Genomic DNA, 20,161 nt, shown 5'->3' with positions numbered 1-20,161 from the left:
ACCATAGTTCGAGTCGCCGTAAATATAGTCGTCATAGTAGTAGTGGTCATCATAGACACTCGCCATATCAAGGGAGTAGTCGTTATAAAAGAAGAGGACACGGAAGCAGCAGTAGTTAAGACTGACTTTCTAAACAAGCTATTGTATGATTAATATCATCTAATGCTGCTTCCGTATGTGAGTATGGTTGTTCGATACTTAGTAATCTCTTTAAACAATGCGTCGTTTCTGGATGAAGCGTTAATTCTTCCGTCCAAGAACGACCTTTTTTTACGTTAGAACTGTAATTAGAATAGAGTAAAAACAACAACAGATCGCCTATATCAAAATAATCTTCTCTAAGTAAGTCAGTCTTTTTCTTCAAGTTACCTTTTCCTGGTGTATGTTGAAATAATTCGGCTAATCCAAAATCTATCATATAGGTTTTATTGTTTTGTAGAATCACATTAGGTATTCTGAGATCTCCATGAATCATCCCCATCGAGTGTACATAGGCAACAATTTGTAATAAGTTTCTAATTAATAGTAACGCTTCTCTTTCTTTAAACTTGAGCTTGTCTGTAAATAAAATATCTTCTAGATTACGTCCTTTTATATATTCCATAGAGAAAAAGTGATTATTTTCAAATATAAAACGTTCATAAAACATTGGAATATTAGGATGATCCAATTGTTCCAGTATCTGCGTTTCATGCTTGTATTGCTCATGCATGATTGTCTTTTTTTTACTTTTAGTCATTTGTTTTAGTACACACAATTGTTCACTTTCTATGTTTTCACATAAATAAGTGATCCCATAACTACCCATACCTAATGTTAACTTCACTTGGTATTTGTCTGCTAACAGATCCCCTCGGTTATAGCGCCGGTCTGTTAATAATCTATATCCCTGCCCAACCATTTCGAAAGCTTTCATCAACTTTTTCACCGCGTTTTCTAAATATAATTGCTACTTCATTATACTTCATTATTCGCACTTAGGGGTAAGAATATGGTTACTAATACTTGAAACAAAAACGGTTTCTATTTAGTCACAAAAGATAAGTACTGACATAAAACACCTAACTTAATAAAAAAAGAGTAGCTCCGTATCGAAGCTACTCTTTTAACACTTAATTATTTTGTTTTAAAGCTTAAGAAGCCATCATCTACGGGTAGTGTTTGTCCGTTGATTGCACTAGCATCTTCACTAAATAAGAATGATACAACACTCGCTACTTTATCTGGCTTAATTAATTCACCGCGCATATGTTGTTCTGCTAGGAACTTCTTCGTTTCTTCATCATCACCAATGATTGGTGTGTCAATAAATCCAGGCGCGACACCTACAACGCGAATGTTATATTCTGCTAATTCTAATGCTGCAGATCTACTCATCATCACAACAGCTGCTTTTGCTGCATTATAATTAAAGCTTCCAACTGCTGCAAGTGATCCATAAATAGATGCAGTATTAACAATAGTACCCTTAACGCCTAGTTCAACCATCTTCTTGGCGCCATAATATAAGCCATAGTATACACTATGCTGATCAACATCAATTACTTTATGATAAGATTCGGGATCCATCTCTAAGAATGGCTTTACGAGGCCAATTCCAGCGTTATTGAATATACCGTTCAACGTTCCGAATTTTTCAACTGTCCAGTCAATTAAGGCCTTGATTTCATCCCCGTTAGCCACGTCAACTTTATATGAAGCGACTTTTCCACCAGTTGCTTCGATTTCTGTTACTACCTGTTTTGCACCTTCTTCATTAAAGTCCGCAATAACTACACTAGCTCCTCTAGCTGTTAGCTTTAAAGCAGTTTCTTTACCTATTCCGCTAGCTCCACCTGTTACGATGATTGCTTGTCCTTTTAAACTTTCCATTTTAAAGACTCCTTTTTAAAGAATAGTTGTTTACTAATAAAATTATACGCTTCTTATTTTACTTTTGAAAATAAAAAGATTATAAAGTTATTGATGATGATCCTTGTAAGAAGTATAAAAATTACTTTGGGAGTAATATTAAATTTTACTATTAGTGTGAACCTTTCACTTAGTTAATGTAATCAAGTACATAGATATCAGCATAAATGTGATATAGTTGTCTATACCAATTTTCATTGTGATATAATATTACTAAAATTATAATTTAATGTGTTAAACCTTATTAATCAAACGTTTATTAGTGATTTTATTTTAACTAATCTTAACTAAAATTGTCTATACAAATAAGTGGTATTTAATATTTTTAACTAATTGCTTTAGTTAACTAGACAACTATACATTATGGTGATATCATTATTTATATATTAAAAATTACTGGCGGTGAGAAATTGAATAATCATAATATGCTACTTACCAATTTGGAAGTTTACACAGATAATGGCAAGATCGAAAATGGTTATATTAAAGTAGTTAATGGAACAATAACCGAAGTGGAAGATATGGATAAACTTACAAATCATGAGGGGTTTGAATTAATAAGATTACCAGATCATTCAAAAGCAATTCCTGGAATGATTGATGTTCATATTCATGGTGTTAACGGTGCAGATACAATGGATGCAACGAAAGAAAGTTTGCAAACCATTGTCACTTCTCTTCCATCTGAAGGGACAACCAGTTTTTTGGCGACAACCATTACCCAAGAGCAATCATCAATAGAAAATGCATTAAGTAATGCAGGTGACTTTATAAAGAACCAACAATCATCAGGGCAAGCTGAGATATTAGGTGTGCACTTAGAAGGTCCTTTTATCAATCGAAAAAGAGCTGGCGCACAGCCAGTTGAACATGTGATTGATCCTAACCTAGCGTTATTTAAAAAATGGCAAACTATTGCGAATGATACGATTAAACTAGTGACATTAGCCCCTGAAAAAGCTGGCGCAAATGCACTGATTAATTATTTGAAAGAATCAAATGTTATTGCTTCTATTGGTCATTCGGATGCGACGCTTAAAGAAGTTGATCAAGCAATTACAGCTGGTCTAACGCATGTCACACATTTATTTAATCAAATGCGTGAATTCCATCATCGCGAAATTGGTGTTGTTGGCGCAGCCTTACTTAGAGAAGAATTAATAACCGAAATAATCGCAGATGGTATTCATGTTGAACCGGAGGCAATCAAATTAGCTTACCAACAAAAAACGGCAGATCGATTACTATTAATAACAGATGCGATGCGGGCAAAGTGTTTAAAAAATGGAAGTTATGATCTAGGTGGACAACAAGTAACGGTTATAGATGGTAAAGCAACACTTGCAGATGGCACGTTAGCAGGTAGTGTACTAACTATGGCACAAGCATTTAAAAATATCATTACTTTCACTAATTGTGAAATAGAAGATGCAATTAAGATGTCCTCAACGACACCGGCAAAAGAATTAAACGTGTATAATCGAAAAGGCAGTATTTCAACTGGTAAAGATGCTGATATCGTCATTCTGGATGAACAGTTGGATATTACTATGACGCTATGTCGAGGCGCACTTGCATATAAGAAGGAGATATAAAATGAAACTTATTACGGCAACGGATTATAGCGATATGAGCAGAATTGCTACAGAACTACTATTAAAGCGTATCAAGTCATCAGACAAACTCACGCTAGGTTTAGCTACTGGAAGTACACCAATTGAAACGTATCAATATATGATAGATGATTATCAGCAGAATAAAACGGATTACCAGCACGTAACAACGTTTAATTTAGATGAATATGTAGGTGTCGGTCCAACTGATCCAACTAGCTATTATCGTTTTATGGAAACGCAGCTATTCGATCCTATTCATTTACCGAAAGAACAAACCCATATTCCGAATGGTTTAGCTAACAATTTAAATGATGAGTGTATGCTTTATGAGAATAAAATCAAAAATCAAGGTGGAATTGACCTACAGTTGCTTGGATTAGGAAGTAACGGTCATATTGGATTTAATGAGCCAGGAACGAAATTTGATACTAGAACACATGTAGAAACGTTGACTGACATGACGCGTACTGCAAATGCAAGGTTTTTTAATAGTCTAGAGGAAGTACCTACGCATGCAATTACGATGGGAATTAGCACCATATTGCAAAGTAAAGAAATATTACTATTAGTATCTGGCAAAAAAAAGAGTGATGCACTTACAAGATTACTAAAGGATGAAAAATGGGATCCGTCGTTTCCAGCCTCTGCATTGCACCATCATCCAAATGTAACGATTGTTGCAGATGAAGAAGCATTGCAGTATGCTAATGTTAATTAAATAAGGCTATTTAAAGAGATAATCTATTCATTGGATCAAATGAATAGATTGTTTGCACGTTTGAAAGGGGTAACCGAGAATGATTGATAAAAATTCACCCGTTCCAATCTATCACCAACTAGAGCAACATATTAAACAATTAATAGAAAAAGGTGATTTAAAACCAGGTGATATGATTCCATCTGAACGTGAATATGCTGATAAGTATAACGTAAGTAGAATGACAATACGCCAGGCAATTGTGAATCTAGTAAATGAGCGTTATCTTTATCGTGTAAAAGGCAAAGGAACATTTATTAAGGAAAAAAAGTTAGAACAAAGTTTACAAGGACTAACTAGCTTTTCTGAGGATATGAAATCAAGAGGTATGAAAGCAAGTAGTAAGTTAATCAGCTTTGAGATTATTCCTGCTGACAGCAAACTAGCAAATCAGTTGGGAATTCAAGAACATGGTCCGGTCTATGAAATAAAACGAATTCGTTTAGCTGAAGAAGAACCAATGGCACTGGAGCGTACTTATATTTCTGCAAATAAAGTAAAAGGCTTAACAGAGGAAATCGTACAACAATCTCTATATGAATATATGGAAGAGAAACTTCTTTTGAAAATTGCTAAAGGCACGCAAGAAATTGAGGCAGCTATTGTAAACAATGAAGAAGTGGAATACTTAAAAATTCCAGAACATTCACCGATTATGTTAATTCAGCGTGCAACTAGTCTTGAAGACGGCACAATAGTTGAAGTGGTCAAATCCTCTTATCGTGCAGATAGATACAAGTTTATGATTGAATTAACGAGGCTTTAAATTTCTATGTATCGGGGTGAATGCAATGAAAAAAATACCTATTACGGAATCGGTTAATGAAAACAGTTTAGCGATAGATGAAATGGATGCAATGGATATTGTTACATTAATGCTTGAAGAAGACCGCGTGATATATCAAGGCGTAAAGTCCTGTTTACCTCATATAGCACGTGCTGTTGATTTAATCGTCTCCCAATGGAACAAAGGTGGACGTGTATTTGTTGTTGGGGCTGGAACAAGTGGGAGAATTGGTGTACTTGATGCGGTCGAGCTAGGACCTACCTTTTCCGTTTCAGCAGATCGTTGGATAGCGATTGTTGCTGGAGGTTATGAGGCGATGTGGCATCCACTTGAACAGCATGAAGATGAGAGCGCTAAGGTTATGAAGGAATTAGAACAGTATAAATTAAATTCGCGTGATGTTGTGATCGGAATAACTGCTAGTGGATCAACCGCATTTGCACTGGCGGCAATCAATTATGCGAATGAGGTGGACGCGGTGACGATAGCGATAAGTTGTAATCATGAAGCAGCTGCTTCTGCTATAAGTGATTGCGCAATTGAAGCTGTGGTTGGTCCTGAGGTTATACGCGGCTCAACTCGGTTGAAGGCAGGTACAGCGCAAAAGACGATTATCAACATGTTGTCTACAGCTACAATGATTCGACTCGGAAAAGTCTATCAAAATCAAATGGTAGAAGTACAACTTATCAATAAAAAGTTAGTCAAACGCGCTGAGCAATCTTTAATGGCGATTACAGATATATCAGAACCTGAAGCAAAAGAACTTATGAAAAAAACAAGAAATGATTTGAAAAAGGCTATTTTTATAAGTATGACAGATGCAAGTGTTGAACAAGCGGACAAATATTTACGAGAATCAAACGGACACTTGAAAAAGGCATTACATGATTTCTTCTAGTAATCCTGCCTGTTTAGTCACTTTCTGAAATGAAACGATCCGGAAAAAACGAACATTAGTTCTTTATTTGTATGCTCCTTTGATGTATACTTATAGTAACTATATGAAAGGGTGGTGATTATGATTGCCAGCGTTATTAACAGTTCATGAAGATAGGCCTATATACATGGACCACGATCAGTTGTTCAAGCAGTTGATCGGTACATTTTTCGAAGAATTTATATCGCTATTTTTCCCCGAGATTCACCAACAACTAGATTTCTCATCCTTAAAGCCCCTAGCAGATGAAGTATTTACTGATTTAATTCATGGAGAAAGACGCCAAGCAGATATGGTGATGGAAGCAACATGGAAAGAACAGGATACACTACTCATTATACATGTAGAATCACAGAGTTATCCGCAAGAAAATTTTGATGAAAGAATGTTTCAATACTTCAGTTTGTTGTATACTAAATATAGAAAACCAATCCTTCCAATTGCACTATTTACCTATGATGCGATTCGAGATGAACCAGACGTTTTTGAAATGACATTTCCTTTTCACCATGTATTAACTTTCCAATTTTTAAAAGTTGAATTAAAGAAACATAATTGGCGTACTTTTTTAACGTCTGATAATCCGATCGCAGCGGCATTATTAAGTAAAATGGGTTATAAACAGACAGAGAGAATACAAGTGAAAAAGGAATTCTTACGTATGTTAGCGAGAATGGAACTGAATCCAGCCAAAATGGAATTAATATTCGGCTTTTTTGAGTCGTATATGAGTCTAAATCAAACAGAGGAGGAAATTCTAATGGAAAGTTTGCGAGAATCCAAAGATGAAAGTCTAGAGGAATTCGTGAAAAAACTGCCTAACTCCTGGCGTGATAAAGGTTTGCGTGAAGGAAGGGAAGCAGGAAAGATCGAAGGAAAAATAGAAGGAAAAATAGAAGGAAAGATAGAAGGAAAGATAGAAGGCAAGATCGAAGGAAAAACAGAGGCACTTGCAGCTGTTGCTATTCGATTAATCACAAAATTTGTAGCTCCCCTTCCAGATGAGATGGAGAAAAAGTTAAATGAACAAGAAATCGAGACATTAGAATTGGTTATCGACCATATAGATAATTTCAAAAATATAGATGAAGTAAGAGAGTACTTGAAATAATTTTTAGGTTCAACAACTTCTTGAAATATAATGGTGTCTGATGAGTCTTGTGGAGAGTAATCGCTGCAAGGCTTTTTTGTAACATGCTATAATTAATTGATAGTTTCATTATTTAAAGTAATAATCGAATCTAGTATAGATTTAAAGTAGAGGAGAGAGATAGATAAATGGCTTTCAATTTTTCTGAGTACTTAGTTATTGGTATATCTTCTAGAGCTTTATTCGATCTTAGAAAAGAAAATGAGATATATGAAAAGGATGGGGTAGAAGCTTATTCCAATTATCAAATTGAACATGAGGATAAGAAATTAGAACCTGGATTAGGTTTTAGTCTTATTAAAGGCATTTTAAAGTTAAATGAAGTGACCGAAGGAGAAAGGAAAACAGAAGTAGTTATAATGTCTCGTAATAACCCTGATACAAGTCTTCGTATATTTAATTCGTTTAAAGAATATGATTTAGATATTCAAAGGGCTGCTTTAACAAGTGGTGCATCATTAGTACCTTATTTAAATGCTTTTGATGTCGACTTATTTCTTTCGGCAGATGAATCAGATGTTCAAGAAGCAATTAATGCTGGAGTAGCGGCAGGCTTAATCTATCAAAATGATACTTCTTATCACGAATCAACATTGAAAGAAATAAGAATTGCTTTTGACGGCGATGCAGTTCTGTTCTCTGATGAATCGGAAAAAATCTATAAAGAAAAGGGATTAGAAGCATTTGAGGAACATGAAAGGAATAATGCGAAAAATCCATTACCAGAAGGGCCTTTCGCTAAATTATTAAAGACTTTGGTATTCCTGCAAAAAGAGTTTGGATCAGATGAAAAGACGATTCGAACAGCTTTAGTCACAGCTCGGAATTTGCATGCCCACGAACGTGTTATTCGCACTTTAAGATCATGGGATATTCGAATTGACGAGGCATTTTTTCTTGGAGGGGCTTCAAAAGAAAAGATTCTAGAAGCATTTGGAGCGCATATCTTCTTTGATGATCAGGAAGTTCATTTATCAAAAAACATTCCATCAGCCAGAGTACCCTACAAAAATAAATAAATAGCAGTAAGTTGCACACACAGTCGTTCTCTCTCCGTTCCCATATAATATTATAAAATATGAAATGGAGGAATCTGGTATGCCTTGTTATCCTGGTTATCGTTATTGTGGTCCTGGTTGCAGCGGTCCTGGTACGCCGGTTAATCGATTAGATGCAATTTGTATAGAACATGATGCTTGTTACCGAAGATATGGTCAAAAAGTGTGTGATGATATCTTCTTAAGACAAACGAGTCGATTAGCAAATCAACCTAATAAAATAGGGAGAGATGCTAGATTTATGAATAGAGTTATCGGAAATAAACGCAATAGGTACTAATATTTTTCATCATAAAAAACTGTTAGCTTTAACAAAAGCTAACAGTTTATAAAATAAAGTCCCTTATTCCATAACAAGTATTGGTTTAATCGTACTACCATTCTTCGAGTCTTCAAATGCTTGTTTCACATCTGTGTATTTGTATAATTTCACTAGTTTATCGAATGGGAAGAGCCCATCTTGATAGAATTTCACTAGTTTTGGTATAAACGTTTGTGGAACAGCATCGCCCTCTATGACACCTTTTATCGTTACGGCTTTAAAAACCACATCGCTTGTATAATCCAATGTCACATCTTTTTTACCTACTGCTACTGAGGCCAGTACCCCTTTAACACGTAAAGATTTTACGGCTTGAACAATTACGGTGTTGACACCAGTGGTTTCGAATCCATAATTGGCGCCACCATTCGTAATTTTGTTAATTTTTTCAACTGGATCTTCTTTTGTACTATTAATAGTGTGTGTTGCGCCTAATTCACGCGCCAACTCTAAACGACTATCATGAATATCAACTGCAATGATTGTAGAACAGTTACTAATCTTCGCAGCCATTAAACCACTTAAACCAACGGCACCAGTACCATAAATAACAATGCTAGATCCTGGTTTTGGTGCTAAAGAATTAAGGATTGTACCGCTACCTGTCATAATTCCGCAACCTAAAGGACCTAATAGTTTTAAATCTACATCTTTTGAAACTTTAACAACATTTTTTTCATCAGCTACAGAATAATGTGCAAAAGACGACTGACCAAAAAATTGCGATATGTCTTTTCCTTCTGTTGAATGAAGTGGTGTTTCTCCGTTCTCATCTGTACCAGAAGTATTTAACGCGATCATGTTTTCACATCCACCGGGATTTCCGCTTAAACAACCTTCGCAATGACCACAATAGGAAAATCCTAAGACAACGTGGTCCCCTTTTACTACACTTTTTACATTACTACCTACTTTTTCGACTATTCCAGAACCTTCATGTCCTAAAACAGCCGGATAAGGTGTTGGTATGGATCCATCGAGCACCGTAGCATCAGTATGACAAATACCAGAAGCAACAACTTTTACTAACACTTGATTCTCACCAGGATCATCCAATGCTATCGTCGTATAATTAAAATGTTCTTCTTCATTTGTAACAATTGCTTTAATTTCCATTAAATTCCCTCCAGTTATTATTTTGAAAAGTTTGTCTGTGAATTTTACTAGAATCTACTATTGTAACCATCTGATTTACGATTAAATGAAATCCATACCTCCTTTTCTAGTATAATACAATGTTAACACACCATTTGAAAGCGCTTCAATTAATTCAACTTGATCTTTTAGGATGAATAGTCTGTAAGGATATCTAATCATTTCTGATGAAATCTATTATGATTTGAAACATATGAGTTCTCTAACCATTGATTATGTATTAACTAAACAGCGGATTATCCTCTAAATAATCTGCTCATTAAGCATGTATTAAAAATGATAAGAAAATGAAACAATGTACAAACATAATATTTGTTACAATGAAAGAAAGTAGAAAAATGGACTTTTAAGACATCGATAATGTATATGTGCAAAATGAAGATGCACATTTCTAAATACGTGCTATGGGGGATTTAAATGACAACACTAGAGAAACAACTGATCAGTAAATCTTTTTATAAGACGCTTATGGAAAGCAATGAAGAGGAACATCCAATTAAGGTTTTGGGTGAACAATATAGGATAGCTCAACAGAATGAGACGGACGATTTAGCTTCGATTCGCTTTGCTCAGGGTGAAGTTTACTTCTTGAATAAAGACTTTGAAACGGCTATTTATAAATGGAAAAATGTATCAAATGAGTTACAATCTTGGGCACAATTAAATATTGCCGATGCGCATTATGAAATGCATGCATTCTCTATTGCTGAGGAGAATTATAAAGAAATTGAAACGGATTCAGATATTTTGAAAATAGAAGTATTCTTGCAATTAATGGCACTTTACATACAACAGGGGAAGCTTGATATGGCAACAGAAACAATAAAGAAAGCGGTACGTCTAAACCCAGACGATGCAGATGTCACGAATACTGCTCGTACTTTCTTTGAGGAAAATCATGATTATGATAATGCAGTAGCGCTTGCGGTTGATGAAGTTATTCGAACGCAATCACCTGTTTGGGTAGACTCTTTAGAATCGTATATAAGACAAGGACATACAGCTCAAATGGAGCCAGGCTATTTTAGTGATGTCTTGATGGTGGTCTACAATAGCGATCATGTTCGTTTTGAAAGTCTTACTGCTGCACTATGGAAGAGCTATAGGGAAACAGATTATTACTTCACTTGGCTAAAAGAGATCAATGACTTGATTTTGGATACTGCACCAGAGTATGGGCTTATTTGGAAAGATCTTTCTCTCCTATATAAAGAAACCTATTTTTCATTGATAAACGGGCAGTATGTAATAAGGGAGTTCTCTTATTTAATAGCAAATCATTTAACAAATTGGATCAAATTATCTACTGAATCAGACGCTTTGGTTGCGTCAGCTGCTGTACTTGCTTGGAACGAGGTTTTCCCTTCGGATCTTGAAGATTCTGTAGTCAATGAGGCGGAAAATTTGGTGCGTAATGCTGGAACCTATCCGAGGCTTTTAAGTGATGCTTTAGACCTCTTTGAATCGATTAGGAAATGGGCTGACAGTAAGAGTTTATCTGTTAGTAAGCGAATGGAAGCGATGGTTAGTGAGCTATTGGATGTTGATCATCACCACTTACTTGTTGCCGGAACAGCAAGTAGTAAAAAGTCTGTTTTTGTAAATAGGTTATTAGGTGATGAACTCGTAGACCATGCAAGCGCAGCTACCATACTTTTTAAAGATGCTAAAGAAACGGATATTCAGGCGATTTCAGATGAAGAGATTAAAAACATTACTGATTTGAGTGATTTGAAAGATTTTTCAAAACAGAAGGATACGTTTATTCGTTGCGATATGCCACATTCCTTTCTAAATGAAAATAAGCTTGGATTGCTTGTGGGTAAGGGTGAGCGATTTAGAGATATGCATGTAGCCGATAGTATCCTATTTGTCCTTGACGCTGATACTTCTCTAACAGGGAAAGAGTTGGATACAGTTATCAGAATAGGCGAACGCATTCCAACAATGCCAATTCATTTTCTATTAAGTAAGAAAGACAATTTAATAGATAATGAGATAGTGGAACAAACAACGACAAGAATTACAAAATATTTTCCAGGTGCAAAAATATTTACTTTTTACGAAAATGAAGAGACTACAGGGTTATTCAATGAGTTATCTACGCTTGTTCAATCCTTAAATTTGAAAAATCAAAATGCACAATCAAATAGTCTTCTTTATTATATGAAGGAATCAATTGCCTATCTGCTTGAAAAACGCGTAGAAATGGAAAATGATATCGTTGACCATATCAAATGGAATGAAGAAATTGTCGCAAAGCTAAATGGCGCATTTAATCAATTAAGTGATATGGAAGAGAATCAAGTTCGTGTTACAAAACACGCTTATAGTACGATTAAAAATGAAATGAAAAAAGATATAATGAAAAAAGTACCAGAAATCCTCCGAAATTGTTCTAAGATGGTCACGAAAGATAGTGATTTTGGTAAAATACATGTCGAACTAAATGATGAAATGAATAAACAAGTGACTGCCTATTTAGAAGGTACCGCAATGCCAAACTTTCGAGCGGCAATTCAAAGTTGGATTGTGGAAAGTGAAGGGGCGTTCAATGAAAATCAGTCCTATTTAGATGAGATGAGTGAAAGTTTCAATCAACTATATGGAGAAGAAAAGATCGTTCTAAATTGTGATTTTAAAGTTATCGATGATTGGCGTCGTGATGTAGATAGAATGACACTTGGAAGTGTTCAACTTGAAAAAAATAATATTCTCATGCGTTTTACGCAATCACAGTTTTTATTAAAAGGTGCTGGAAAGCTATTTGATGCACTATCGCAAAAGGAATTGCTTCATAATAAATATAAGCAATACATTGAAAATAAAGACTATAAGGCGACAACGATAACCATTACGAATAATTTCATGCAACAATTCGAACTATTTGAGAGGTCGCTAGAACGAGATATTAGTATGTTTTTCAAGGAGCCAATTGCCGTATTAAATAGAACGTTAGGGGAAACAAAAACGGAGATTGAGGAAAATAATGCAGCATTAACTGGCATGCAAAAAAATCCAGAAATCTACCGTGACCCACTTAACTTGTTTGAATTAAAGCTACGTCAATACGATTGGATGGCAGTTGCTGGAAGAGAATAGATGCATAGAACCTCTCAAGTCTCTTGAGAGGTTCTTTAGTGTTATGTAGTACCTGTCTTGATTTAATTCGTATTTGTTATAAAATAAAGAATATTAGCAATAGTATGATTTAAGTTAGAAAACAAATGCATTATGAAAGGCTGATTACGATGAAATCATATCGACCAACAACTATGGGAATGAATGGCATGGTGACCACACCTCATTATTTAGCTTCACAAGCAGCAATTGCAACATTACAAAAAGGAGGAAATGCTGTTGAGGCAGCGATTACAGCAGCATCTGTCTTATCTGTTGTTTACCCGCATATGAACGGTTTAGGTGGGGATAACTTCTGGCTTATTTATAATGCGAAAACAGGCGTAACAAAAGGATTAAATGCAAGCGGGAAGTCTAGTGAAAATGCTACGATTGAATGGTATAAAGAAAAAGGACATGATCGTATTCCTTCACGAGGCTATGAAGCTGCTAATACAGTTCCAGGCGCGCTTTCTGGTTGGGATGAGGTTTATACATACGCAAAAAATGAAATGGGCTCGGAGCTTAAGTGGTCGGAGCTGTTACAAGATTCGATTGATTACGCGGAAAAGGGCTTTCCAGTAACACCAAGTCAGGAAAAATGGACAAGAACAAATATTGACTCTACACAACAGGAGAATCGTTATCTACAAAGGTTTAATGGATTTAGAAAGACATATCTTAAAGAGAGTAAAGATATCTATCAAGCGGGAGAAGTTTTTAAACAACCTGATTTAGCTAAAACGTTGAAGGCTATAGCAGATGAAGGTGTATCAGCGTTTTATCAAGGAAAGATAGCTGATAAAATTGTTGCCGATATGAAGAAGAATAGAGGGTTATTATCGAAGGATGACCTCGCTAACCATCGTGCGGTATGGGTGCACCCAATCGAAACAGATTATCGTGGTTTTAAAGCTATCAATCTACCACCAAATACCCAAGGTCTAGCTTCTCTTATGATTCTTAATACGCTAAATCAAATTGATTTTAGTAAGGTAAAAGAAGGAGAAGACCAGTATATTCATTATATTGTCGAAGCAACGAAAAAGGCATTTGAGGCTAGAGACCAATATGTGACGGATCCAGCGTATATGGAGGCGCCGATAGAGCAGCTGTTATCTAAAGAATATGGAGAAGAGATTGCACGAGGCATTGTGGAAGAGGAAAAGGCAAAGGAACTGGCTAGCTTAGATCCAAAAGGGGATACAGTTTGGTTTGGTATTGTTGATTCAGATGGTAATGCCGTTTCGATTATTCAAAGTATCTATCATGATTTTGGTTCAGGAATTATACCTGAAGGAACAGGAGTCTTACTACAAAATAGAGGAAGTTTCTTTAATCTTGATGAAAACCACATACATGGTTTAGCACCAAATAAAAGACCATTCCATACACTTAATCCAGCTATGTTACTAAAGAATAATAAACCACACTTGGTCTACGGCACAATGGGTGGAGAAGGCCAACCGCAAACACAGGCTGCTTTAGTTACGCGCATAGTCGATTATCAATTTGATCTTCAACAAGCGATCGAGGCACCAAGATGGCTTTATGGCCGAACGTGGGGAGAGGAATCAAATTCACTTAAGGTAGAAAAACGTCTTTCCGAGAAAACAATAGCTGCTCTAAGACAAAAAGGACATGATATCGAAATGGTACCGCCATTTTCTGATGTAATGGGTCATGCTGGAGCAATATTAGTTAATCAAAAGAATCATGTGAAATTTGGAGCTGCGGATCCTAGAGGAGATGGAGCAGCACTTGGATATTGAAGTAGAAAAAGAGAGAAGCGGGATACATGTCCTGCTTCTCTCTTTTATTAGAATCTTTTTGTAGCTAATCGTAAAGCAGGTTTATTGTTTTGACCTGTTTCTTTGTTAATTTTCAAGAAAATCTTTTTGAATAGTGCTTCCATTTCAGGGTATTCCGCTTCTGTAATAGGGATTACTTTTGACAAAGAGCCATTTTCTAAGATACCTTCTACAATAACACACTGTTTTTCTAATTTATTCTCACACTCTAGTGCTAAAAATTGACGATCATGCCGAACAAAATTACATACTACCATGTAGGTAGCGGACGTATCTGGATTACTCGGATCTCCGACGTGAATCTTTGTCGGTTCATCAAAAATAGGTCTATCTAATCCATTTCTTTTTCGTTTATAGTCGCTGAAATCAATTACATTGTTTTTCACTGACATCATAAACTCTCCTCGCTTTCTGGATTAGTAGTACATGACTGCTTTAGTCTTACTAGTAGAGATGAGAAGGCTTGATCCAATTATATCACCTTATGTTAGAAAAAAGGGAGTTATTCTTACTCAGTTCCAAGTAAAAGGATAGGACAGGAAATAATTAACGCATGGCTAGTATTAAAAAAATAACGATTCCCCAAAATGGTAAACAAAGTAGTAACCCCCATCTTAGTCCCTTGAGGAAATCATTTTCTTTCAATGTAATCTTCTCCTTTACGTATTCTTACTGTTAGTCTCGCCGAATATACATGATTTTAGTCTAAGGAATATACATAGTTAGACATCTGTTGTAAACAATAACTAAAAAAAGAGGTATTATATCATGACAGAAAAATTATTAGCTGGAAAAGTAGCGTTCATTACTGGTGCTAGCTCTGGAATTGGTAAAGCAGCTGCTATTCGACTTGCCAAAGAAGGCGCAAAAATTGGCCTAGTTGATTTAAAGGAAAAAAATGCAGAAGCGGTCAAAAGTGAAATTGAGGCTACGGGTGGAGAAGCAATCATAACGGATACAGATATTTCAGACCCAGAGCGAGTGAAAAGTAGTATCGAGGAAATTGTGCGTAAGTGGGGAAGACTCGATATAGTTTTTGCTAATGCAGGAATAAATGGGAAGGTTGCACCTATTGAAGATATAATGCCTGAGGAATGGGACCAAACACTGACGACAAATTTGAAAAGTACATTTCTCACAGTGAAGTATGCTATTCCACATATGAAAGAAAAGGGTGGTAGTATTATTATCACGAGTTCTATTAATGGCAATAGAACATTTTCTGGGATCGGGATGTCAGCTTATAGTTCCAGTAAAGCAGGACAGGTTGCATTTGGTAAGATGGCAGCTTTAGAGCTTGCTACTTATAGGATTAGAGTTAATATTATTTGTCCAGGTGCGATAGAAACGAATATAGGAAAGAATACGTTTGCTGAGCAGGATAATCTCAAAAAAGTTCAAATACCGGTTAATTACCCAAATGGAAGTCAGCCATTAGAACACAAAGCTGGTGCTCCTGCTCAAGTGGCGGATTTGGTTTGTTTCTTAGCGTCAGATTCCGCAAGTCATATTTCAGGTACAGAGGTATATATTGATGGGGCAGAATCCTTGTTATGAACTAGTACGTTGATTCAAAGAAAAAGCATCCCGGAGTTTTAGGGATGCTGGATAATATGTCTTCTTTCTTCACTTATTTCATCAGCTCTTTTAGCAACTACCATCAAGCTCATTATAAATACACCTATGATACCAACAAGTAAAGCGCCTAGAACAAATATGATCATGGTCGATCCCTCCTGTATTAAGGTAATATTTTCTATAACTTTATTATACACCATATTGTAAGCGTTTACTAAATAAAACATTCTTCTCTTTTCGTGTTATTTTGCACTAGTAGTTAAGTTATTTCAATTTAATCTTTAATAGTCTGAAATTGACAAATGATTGATTTTATATTTCAATTATAAGGTCGCGTATTTTATATTCTTTTAAAAATGAGTCGACGATTAGTATAAGTAGTCTTAAATAATAGGATTAATCATATAGGGGGTTAGCAAGATGAGTTTAACGAAAAAAATATTTATTGGTCTTATACTTGGTTTAGGGATTGGCATACTACTACATTTTACAGCCCCTGATTTATTTACTACGCTGGATAGTTATCTATTTAGTCCTCTGGGTACTGTTTTTCTTAATTTAATTAAGATGCTAGTTGTTCCAATTGTTTTCTTCTCGATCACATTAGGAACTGCTTCCTTAGGTGACCCAAAAAAGTTAGGACGAATTGGTGCTAAAACACTGGGCTTTTTCTTAGCGACAACAACTGTTGCCATTTCAATCGCAATAGGGTTAGCTTACTTATTTAAACCAGGAAATACAGGAATCGATACATCAGGTGCTGAATATGAGTCTACTGAAGCGCCATCTGTAGTAGAAACGTTTACAAGTATTATCCCTACTAATCCAATTCAATCAATGGTAGAAGGAAATATGTTACAGATTATTACGTTTGCTGTTTTTGTAGGCTTTGCTTTAGCGGTGCTCGGTAAGAAATCAGAAGGTATTTATAAATTAGTAGAACAAGGAAACGATATTATGATGTTTCTTGTAAATATTATTATGAAATTTGCGCCATATGGTGCATTTGGTTTATTAGCATCAGCAGTTGGTAGAATGGGATTAGATGGGCTGGATGCCATGTTCTCTTATATGAGTGTTGTTTTAATTGCCTTATTAATTCATGGAATTGTAACGTATGGTTCAGCAATTATGTTGCTTGGAAAGATGAATCCAATTTTATTTTTCAGGAATTTCTTCCCAGCTATGACTGTAGCATTTAGTACATCAAGTAGTAGTTCAACACTACCAATTTCAATGAAAACTGCGCAGGAAAAATTAGGTGTACCTAAACCAATCAGTAGCTTTGTTCAATCATTAGGGGCTACGATTAATATGGATGGCACAGCTATTATGCAAGGTGTGGCAACGATATTTATTGCTCAAGTTTATGGAACAGAACTATCGTTTGCACAATTGATTATGGTCGTTCTAACAGCTGTACTTGCTAGTGTTGGGACAGCTGGAGTTCCAGGTGTAGGTCTCATCATGTTAGCGATGGTACTAGAACAAGTATCCCTACCTGTTGAAGGAATAGCATTAATTATCGGTATCGATCGTTTACTTGATATGGCTCGTACTTCACTTAACATTACAGGTGACGCAGCATGTGCTGTCATCGTAGCCGAAACGGAAAAGAAATATGATAGTGAACCTAATTTATCCGAAAATTCATAGTGAAAACCTAATAAATTACTTTTAGAAATAATAAACCTGTACGTAACATTTCAATATGTTGCGTACAGGTTTTTAGTGGTTTATGTGCTTCTCTCTCAATGATACATGTTATTGCAGATTCGGAAAAATGGAGATTTTATTTCTTCCAGATGTCTTTGCCTGGTATAAGGCTTGATCCGCTTGTTTTAATATATTATTTTTGTTTATCATGCTGTTAGGACGGACAGTAATTAACCCAATACTTAATGTTACATACTTGGAAACTGGGGATTTCACATGAGATATTTGTATTTTTTCTACTCGTTCTTTAAGTTCCTGCGCAATTTTTTTTGCTTTAATTTCATTGGAATTAGGTAATACACAGACAAATTCTTCGCCACCATATCGCGCAACTATTCCTTCTGATAAGCCTGTTATACAACTATTTAATTCAGTAGCTATTTTTTTAAGACACTCATCTCCCAATTGATGTCCATAATAATCGTTATAGTCTTTAAAGTAATCGATGTCTAAAAATAATAGAGACAGGAATTTATCTTCACGCACGCATATTTCATATTCTTCTTTATAATATGCATCAAAACGTCTCCGGTTGGGTATACCTGTTAGACCATCAATTAGTGCCATCTTTTTAAGTTTGTCGTTAAGTTCTTCTAATTTAACATTAGCCAATTGAATTTGTTTAGTACGCTGGTCGACTTTAGCTTCTAGTTCATTATTTAATTTTGATAGATCCTTAGTCAGATTAACTGAGAGTTCAAGTGAACTTGAGAGTCTTTTGGATAGAACTATTGAGAAAGAAATAATAAAGAGTGCAATTCCAATAGGATAGAAATTTAACTCAGGATAGGCAAGAATAAAACCAAATGTATCAAAGAGAACGGAAGCCATTAAAAGAATGATTCCGACAAGTAGATATACAGCTTCATTTCTTTTATTTCTAAGAGATTTGGCAGCGACAAACAACACATAGAGTACACCTATAATTATAAATATTTGAAAATAGGTTAAAAAATGATAATAGAATTTTGCATTAGTAAAAATGGTTAATAACGCGTATATACTGGCGACGATGATAGTTATTAGAGTGAATAATCTATTACTCTCTTTTGGATATAGGCGATATATTACCATTCCAAATAAGGGGACATGACTATATAGACTTATGTATTCTAGTTTCATAAGAATATCCCAATCAAACATAGGGAACATTTTTGTTATAAAAACTTCACCAACCAGCAAATAACGAAATCCAGCAACTAAACAAAATAATCCAAAGTATAAGAAATATGATTCAGTTTTCCTGAATAAACCTAAACTAATATGATAAATACCGGATAAAATTAAAACTCCAAGTAAGATAGATTGTACAAAAATTTTTTTGGAATTACTTTGATGGATGGCTTCAAATCCGCCTAGTTTAATAGATTCCCACATGCCACCTGCGGCATTGTCGTAGTTAGATATTTGCATTGTGATAGTGAATTTATTATCTTCAGGCGCAAAATAAACAACTTGGGTATTTTTCTGTGCAACACTTGTATCCTTGTTTGTGCCAACTTGTCCGCTTTTAGCAAGAGGTTTATCATCGATCCATATAATATAGTTTGAATACATAATGGGAAGCATTAAACCTAACACCTCGTCTTTCACGTTGGTAACGCTTACTTGGAAAGTAGCGAAACCTTCTCTAGGGAGTGACGACCCGTTTACAGAAGTGGTATGCCAGTTACTTGGTAAAGATATTGTACCGGTTGGTTGTATAGATGGATCATTTATGAAATCAACTGGTTCAAGTAATTGGTTCCAATAAAGATCCCATTCGCCATCTAATTGAATTAGAGAATTCGTATCATGCCATTTAGATAGATCCAATTGGCCATTATTAGCTAAGTATTCAGACTCAGCTAGTTGATTCGAGCATCCTTGTAGCGTCAGTATAATGAAAAACAGTATGGGTAAGATCGATCGTCTCAGTTTCATTATTTATCCCTCTCTAGCCAAAATCTGATTAACTTTAAATTATATGTATAAGAAATCCGCATTGTAAGAATATCATGGAACCAAGGTGCTGTCACTGTCTGATCTTTAATGTTATTAATAATAAAAAACGGCTAATAGTGTGGCTATATAACGGTGACCCAATTGGATTTTTTTGCATGGATGGAAAGGGGGTTAGGCATACAGTAATAATAAGAGGGGATTCGGTTCATTCAAAATTTCAAGGGAGAAGTATAGGGATATTTTAATCAGAATAATATAATGCTACATAAGTACTATAATGTGGTAAAGTTATAGTA

The 20,161-nt window shown here is 35.3% G+C and carries 17 protein-coding genes; 11 read left to right on the top strand and 6 right to left on the bottom strand.

Features of this window, described 5'->3' with window-relative positions:
* Window positions 1–115: 115 nt before the first annotated feature.
* Together DM447_RS15235 and DM447_RS15230 are read right to left on the bottom strand one after the other, a co-directional pair.
* Window positions 116–916: a protein kinase domain-containing protein gene (locus tag DM447_RS15235; protein ID WP_112182043.1), complete on the bottom strand. Its 801-nt coding sequence runs from the start codon at window positions 914–916 to the stop codon at window positions 116–118.
* Window positions 917–1,116: 200 nt separating this feature from the next.
* Window positions 1,117–1,872 (bottom strand): SDR family NAD(P)-dependent oxidoreductase, encoded by a 756-nt coding sequence (locus DM447_RS15230; RefSeq protein ID WP_112182042.1) that lies wholly within the window; start codon window positions 1,870–1,872, stop codon window positions 1,117–1,119.
* Between the two features lie 464 nt (window positions 1,873–2,336).
* Between DM447_RS15230 and nagA the strand changes: the two genes are divergently transcribed.
* From nagA to DM447_RS15195, 7 genes are all read left to right on the top strand, one after another.
* Window positions 2,337–3,506, top strand: coding sequence for an N-acetylglucosamine-6-phosphate deacetylase (gene nagA, locus DM447_RS15225; RefSeq protein WP_199286620.1), 1,170 nt, complete (start codon window positions 2,337–2,339; stop codon window positions 3,504–3,506).
* 1 nt (window position 3,507) lies between these two features.
* Window positions 3,508–4,245 (top strand): glucosamine-6-phosphate deaminase, encoded by a 738-nt coding sequence (nagB, locus tag DM447_RS15220; RefSeq protein WP_112182040.1) that lies wholly within the window; start codon window positions 3,508–3,510, stop codon window positions 4,243–4,245.
* Between the two features lie 79 nt (window positions 4,246–4,324).
* Entirely contained in the window at window positions 4,325–5,050 is a 726-nt protein-coding gene (locus tag DM447_RS15215) for a GntR family transcriptional regulator (protein ID WP_112182039.1), read from the top strand.
* A gap of 25 nt (window positions 5,051–5,075) precedes the next feature.
* Window positions 5,076–5,972: an N-acetylmuramic acid 6-phosphate etherase gene (gene murQ / locus DM447_RS15210; RefSeq protein ID WP_112182038.1), complete on the top strand. Its 897-nt coding sequence runs from the start codon at window positions 5,076–5,078 to the stop codon at window positions 5,970–5,972.
* A gap of 124 nt (window positions 5,973–6,096) precedes the next feature.
* Window positions 6,097–7,122, top strand: a complete 1,026-nt coding sequence (locus DM447_RS15205) for an RpnC/YadD family protein (RefSeq protein WP_112182037.1) — start codon at window positions 6,097–6,099, stop codon at window positions 7,120–7,122.
* A 167-nt stretch (window positions 7,123–7,289) separates the two neighbouring features.
* On the top strand, window positions 7,290–8,180 hold the full coding sequence (locus DM447_RS15200; RefSeq protein ID WP_112182036.1) for a 5'-nucleotidase: 891 nt from the start codon (window positions 7,290–7,292) through the stop codon (window positions 8,178–8,180).
* Between the two features lie 79 nt (window positions 8,181–8,259).
* The gene (locus DM447_RS15195; protein ID WP_112182035.1) at window positions 8,260–8,499 is read left to right on the top strand and encodes a Parvovirus coat protein VP1-like protein; all 240 of its coding nucleotides are present in this window, start codon (window positions 8,260–8,262) and stop codon (window positions 8,497–8,499) included.
* A gap of 63 nt (window positions 8,500–8,562) precedes the next feature.
* Here the strand turns inward: DM447_RS15195 and DM447_RS15190 are convergent, their stop codons facing one another.
* Window positions 8,563–9,657: an NAD(P)-dependent alcohol dehydrogenase gene (locus DM447_RS15190; RefSeq protein WP_112182034.1), complete on the bottom strand. Its 1,095-nt coding sequence runs from the start codon at window positions 9,655–9,657 to the stop codon at window positions 8,563–8,565.
* A 456-nt stretch (window positions 9,658–10,113) separates the two neighbouring features.
* Between DM447_RS15190 and DM447_RS15185 the strand changes: the two genes are divergently transcribed.
* Window positions 10,114–12,798 carry a GTPase domain-containing protein gene (locus tag DM447_RS15185; protein WP_112182033.1) on the top strand — a complete coding sequence of 895 codons (2,685 nt, stop codon included), beginning with the start codon at window positions 10,114–10,116 and terminating at the stop codon, window positions 12,796–12,798.
* A gap of 149 nt (window positions 12,799–12,947) precedes the next feature.
* The gene (gene ggt / locus DM447_RS15180) at window positions 12,948–14,588 is read left to right on the top strand and encodes a gamma-glutamyltransferase (protein WP_112182032.1); all 1,641 of its coding nucleotides are present in this window, start codon (window positions 12,948–12,950) and stop codon (window positions 14,586–14,588) included.
* Between the two features lie 47 nt (window positions 14,589–14,635).
* Here the strand turns inward: ggt and DM447_RS15175 are convergent, their stop codons facing one another.
* Window positions 14,636–15,019 (bottom strand): hypothetical protein, encoded by a 384-nt coding sequence (locus DM447_RS15175; protein ID WP_112182031.1) that lies wholly within the window; start codon window positions 15,017–15,019, stop codon window positions 14,636–14,638.
* Window positions 15,020–15,395: 376 nt separating this feature from the next.
* On the opposite strand from DM447_RS15175, the gene DM447_RS15170 reads away from it, so the two are divergent.
* Window positions 15,396–16,184, top strand: a complete 789-nt coding sequence (locus DM447_RS15170; protein ID WP_112182030.1) for an SDR family oxidoreductase — start codon at window positions 15,396–15,398, stop codon at window positions 16,182–16,184.
* 38 nt (window positions 16,185–16,222) lie between these two features.
* Here DM447_RS15170 and DM447_RS18715 read toward each other — a convergent pair whose 3' ends face one another.
* Window positions 16,223–16,351 (bottom strand): hypothetical protein, encoded by a 129-nt coding sequence (locus DM447_RS18715; protein WP_255421362.1) that lies wholly within the window; start codon window positions 16,349–16,351, stop codon window positions 16,223–16,225.
* A 274-nt stretch (window positions 16,352–16,625) separates the two neighbouring features.
* On the opposite strand from DM447_RS18715, the gene DM447_RS15165 reads away from it, so the two are divergent.
* A complete protein-coding gene (locus DM447_RS15165; protein ID WP_112182029.1) occupies window positions 16,626–17,861 on the top strand; it encodes a dicarboxylate/amino acid:cation symporter in 1,236 nt (411 codons plus the stop codon).
* Between the two features lie 108 nt (window positions 17,862–17,969).
* On the opposite strand, the gene DM447_RS15160 is transcribed toward DM447_RS15165, so the two are convergent.
* The gene (locus DM447_RS15160) at window positions 17,970–19,844 is read right to left on the bottom strand and encodes a sensor domain-containing diguanylate cyclase (RefSeq protein WP_112182028.1); all 1,875 of its coding nucleotides are present in this window, start codon (window positions 19,842–19,844) and stop codon (window positions 17,970–17,972) included.
* Window positions 19,845–20,161 lie beyond the last annotated feature (317 nt).

It is taken from the genome of Paraliobacillus zengyii, assembly GCF_003268595.1.
Classification (GTDB): domain Bacteria; phylum Bacillota; class Bacilli; order Bacillales; family Amphibacillaceae; genus Paraliobacillus_A; species Paraliobacillus_A zengyii.
Note: the sequence above shows the minus strand (reverse complement) of the source record. Positions and strands in the feature narration are given on the sequence as shown.